Origin of the sequence: Membranihabitans maritimus (assembly GCF_021729145.1) — a bacterium.
Taxonomy (GTDB): domain Bacteria; phylum Bacteroidota; class Bacteroidia; order Chitinophagales; family Saprospiraceae; genus Membranihabitans; species Membranihabitans maritimus.
This window is the reverse complement of sequence record NZ_JAJSLW010000045.1, coordinates 1-3042: the sequence shown is the minus strand read 5'-3', so window position 1 is coordinate 3042 and position 3042 is coordinate 1. Positions and strand designations below refer to the sequence as shown.

At 45.7% G+C, this 3042-nt stretch carries 1 protein-coding gene; it reads left to right on the top strand.

What is annotated here, in order from left to right:
- On the top strand, window positions 1–3042 hold a 3042-nt coding region (locus tag LVD47_RS23205), incomplete at both ends, for an Ig-like domain-containing protein (RefSeq protein ID WP_236981092.1).

Below are 3042 nucleotides of genomic sequence, written 5' to 3'. Positions count from 1 at the left end.
GATCCGGAAAACGGTACGGCAGCAGTAGACGGCTTGACGGGTTGTATTGAGTACACACCGAATATGGGTTATACAGGTACGGATACGACGTGCATCATAGTATGCGATGATTTAGGGAATTGTGATACGACGATTGTACCGGTTATCGTATATCCTCCACAGGATACGCTGGACGATGTGACGGTTCCACAAGACAGCACGGTAGTGATCTGTGCGGATTCAACGGGCTTACCGGGTACGGTATCGAGCGTAGAGTCTTGTGATCCGGAAAACGGCACGGCAGCAGTAGACGGCTTGACGGGCTGTATCGAGTACACGCCGGATATGGGTTATATAGGCACGGATACAACGTGTATAATAGTATGTGATGATTTAGGAAATTGCGATACGACGGTTGTACCGATTATCGTGTATCCGCCACAAGATACGGTAGAAGATGTGACGGTACCGCAAGACAGCACGGTAGTAATCTGTGCGGATACGACGGGCTTGCCGGGTTCGGTAGCGAGTGTAGAGTCTTGTGATCCTGATAACGGTAGTGCGGTAGTAGACGGCTTGACGGGTTGTATAGAGTATACGCCGGATATGGGTTATATTGGCACAGATACAACGTGTATAATAGTATGTGATGATTTAGGGAATTGTGATACGACAATAATCCCAATTTTAATAGAGAGTGTAGCCTTGGTAGCGAATGATGATATGGAGAGTACATCTGTTAACAAACCTGTAGAGGTGGCGGTATTGGATAATGATACGGGCCCGATCGACAGTACGAGCGTAGTGATCCTGGATCTTCCATCGAATGGGGTGGCGTCAGTGAATCCCGACGGGACGATAATGTATACACCTAACTTGGGTTTTGTAGGGAATGATACTTTGACCTATGTTATTGACAATATTGCTGGCAATGCATCGGATACGGCTCTTGTTATTATTGAGGTTGTGGAGGAGATAGATCCCGGGCCTTTTAGTTGCCGTTCATTTATCAGCCCTGCTGTTTTGGATGGGGGTATGTTACAAGTGACGGTAGGGGACATTGCGACCAGTAATGGAGAGAATGTATATACGGTACAGGTATTCAATGAATGGGGTGCAGAAATATGGAGTGGAGAGAATTTATCGGATTTTGACTATATACTGGAAAATGTAGATGTTTGTGATTACCTGGGCTCTACATTGACGGTAAGAATTACGAACCGGTATGGTAGTTGTGAATCGAACTTAATACTTGACGATACGGTATCACCGATATTGACCTCGGCCTTTGGTACGACGATCCACGAGGCTTCGGATCTGGATATTCCGACGGCACGTATTGATACGGGCTTGTTGGTGACATATTGCGGATATGTACCGGTACCGGAAGATCACGAACCTACAGTGATTAATCCTTGTAGTACGATGAATACACGAAGCAGTTCTACGTCGTATTCCGTGAGAGCACAGCCGGATTGGGTAGAGGTGATCCATTGCAATGAAGCCAGTGATACGTCGGAGATTATTTATCGTACGTGGGAAGTATTCAATAAAGTGGGTGATTTGTTTACGCTGACGGATACAATTGTCGTATTGCGTTTGCCGATGCTGACAGCGGAGTCGTTTTTGGGTTATAAGGAGGATACAGTGTATTGTGAGATTGAACCATTGAAAGAAGAAGGAGAGAGCGTAAAAAGATATGCAGCATGGAAACAGCCGTTGGGTATTCACGATTACGAAGAGGCGTATAGTAAGTTGGGTGGTGTGGTATATGAGTTGCCGCTGACAATAGTAGGAGCGGGCTTATTGAATGCCCAGTCCCAGGGAGATGAAGTGCTGGAAGAATACCTGGAATGTGTAATAGTGAAGAAATTAGACGGTACGGAGATTACGATCGGGGATATAGTGAGCGGCGATTATATGGATGACATGTTGAGTACTGCGAGTTCTACGCAGTTGAGCTATGGCTTTTTGCACGCGATCTATGAATTGGGAGAAGATCCGGTCAGTCTGGTTGGTGGAGCATTTACCTTTTTCCCATACTTGCTATTAGAGCAAGGCGACTGGGTATTAAGTGAAAATGGCTTTTACGAGCAAGTAACAGAAGACTGGTTCTATAGCGGGAATGCTAATACCCCGTACTGGTTTGCAGGCGGCTGGCCATCTATCTACGGAAGTGGAGATTGTGTGCGTTACTGTGACGTGGCCGAAGGGGAATTGGAAGATTGTTTAGTACAGATGATTGTGCCGGCTTTAGAGGAAGGGGCAGAAGAGAATGACGGATGCATGCTGGTGTGCTTATCAGAACTGACAGAAGATCCCCATTGTGGTATTAGTATAGAAATGAAAACGGAGGATTGGACGGGTTCATGCCCTACTACGAAAGGACGAGAGATTACTGTTACCCAGACCTGTTGGGGAGAGACGGAAAACGACTGTGAGGCGGAAGACTTCGGTGAATTTGATTCGGAAAATTATATAGTAGATCTTGAGGCATCTGACTTCGAAAGTGATAAGAAGAAAGTTGCTGTATTGTCTCAATGGTTGACGTTGATCGATACGATAGGCCCCATCTTTGATTTCTGTTATCCTGAGCAAAGTATAGCAAATGCATTAAATGAACTTGGAGGATATGAAGCTTGTGATGATCAATACTGTGGACCCTATGAGTGGGACCATGAGGAGATCGTAGAGAGCATTCGCAATGGTGAGCAATACGAATCAGCTCGATCATGGGAATATTGTAATCCTACAGTATACACTACAGGCAGCCACGATTGCGCTGCTGATGTATATGTTCCCAGTGTAACATTAAAAGATGAGTGCAGCGGAGTACATCACGTAAAAGCGATGGTGAACGGTCGAGCAGTATGGTTGGAGCGGGTATCAGAAGCAAACGGTTTTGTGACCTTTGCCCATACAGAAGATCCGATCCGTATTCCATTCCAGGGACATGGAAACTTGACGGAAGTACGGTATGAAGCATCGGACAGTTGCTGGAATGTGAGTGAATGGTATAAATTTATAGAGATAAAAGATGCTACGCCTCCTACGGTAGTAGTA